The organism is Limosilactobacillus galli (assembly GCF_947381495.1).
Classification (GTDB): Bacteria; Bacillota; Bacilli; order Lactobacillales; family Lactobacillaceae; genus Limosilactobacillus; species Limosilactobacillus galli.
The window spans coordinates 1-1,455 of record NZ_CANCWK010000095.1 but is presented as its reverse complement, the minus strand read 5'-3'; the positions used below and the strand labels follow the sequence as shown (position 1 = coordinate 1,455).

The 1,455-nt window shown below is 30.1% G+C and carries 1 protein-coding gene; it reads right to left on the bottom strand.

From position 1 onward, the window contains the following. Positions 1-259: 259 nt before the first annotated feature. Positions 260-1,303 (bottom strand): acyltransferase family protein, encoded by a 1,044-nt coding sequence (locus QOS10_RS09370; protein ID WP_283595192.1) that lies wholly within the window; start codon positions 1,301-1,303, stop codon positions 260-262. Between the last annotated feature and the right edge of the window lie 152 nt (positions 1,304-1,455).

Genomic DNA, 1,455 nt, shown 5'->3' with positions numbered 1-1,455 from the left:
AGGGGCGTGAACCGCAAGAAACCGCGGCTCACGCCCTTTCATTTGTTTTCAATACGTATCGTTATTGACTGCTTACAAAGAGAACTAGACCAATAGCCAAAGTAGCTTAGTCTAGTTCTCCAAAATCTCTTCATCCTTACCGATTGACAAAAAAACAAAAGGAATAGCATCTTCACAATCGTGAGTGCTATTCTTTTTTAGCGGCTTTTTATTTAGTTTTAGAAGTAACACACATATAAGAATACCGTATTTGCTTTTATCACACCATATAATTCCAAATTTTCCATTGGGTCTTATTTCGAATAAAATTATAAATTACAAATGCAATTAGTGCAGTACTCATAACAAATATAAAATCCGTTATCGCAGCGGTGGTATTTTGAAGCTTAAGTGAATAATTAAAATGATCAAAAACAGCAAATCCCCAAGCTTGGAAACAATAAAGAAACGTACTAAATCTTCTTAAAGAAGTTGTTTGACGTAAGCTTGGTGTATACAATATAGCCAAAATTACAATTACTAAGCTTGTAGGAACGGTTAGAATAGTTTCGTCATTACTAATTGATCCACCTAATAAACTTATTACTAAATTTTCTAAATAAAAAAGTACAACAAGTATACATGCTAAAATCAAAACTCTGTGGAATCTATACTTTTTCACATTTTCTATATGGCTAGCTATTAAATAACCAAGGAAAATATAAATTAGGAATCTGGGAAAAGAATCAGGAGTTATTACTTGCACTTTGATTAAATTTAAAATACCCAGTCCACTACACAGTACAAAATACATTTCAACTACAATACAAAACAAGCCATATAGATAATTATTCTTTCTAAAAATATATTTATAAACAAAAAGAGAAAAAGGCACAGCTATTATCATACCAATGATATACCATGAAGGAAACCAACCATTAACACCAGAAGGCCACAACTTAAAGATTAAATCAAAAATATACGTAAGAAAACTAGTTACACTTATTCCATTAAACTCAAAGAATCTAGCACTATTTTTAATTGCTAAAGGAATATACAAAATTTGCCATAAAAAATATAGCCAAAGTAACCTAAATTCAAACTTCTTTAAATAATAAATTTTTTCTTTATGGGAATTTAATTTCAAATAATGCTTAAAGAAAAAGAAGCTAGTAACAATTGAAAAAAAGGGTAATCCTAATCTTCCTAAGGTTTCAAAAAACGGTAAATTAGTATGAATTGCAACTATTCCAATTGCCGCAAATAACTTAAAACAATCAATTCCCTTATAGGTTATCCCCTTATCCATCTCTACACCTACCATATTAAATTACTGTTATTTCTTAATAACGCGGTTTGTAAAATTAAGTTAGAAAAATAAAAAGCCATTTGTGGTAGACTTTTGAATACCCATACATCAAAAGAAAGGACACCACAAATGACCTACCATCATCTTACCATAGACGAACTAACGAT

Excerpts from the sequence above, each read along its gene's own strand:
- QOS10_RS09370 (WP_283595192.1), bottom strand. The coding sequence starts at position 1,303 with ATGGTAGGTGTAGAGATGGATAAGGGGATAACCTATAAGGGAATTGAT.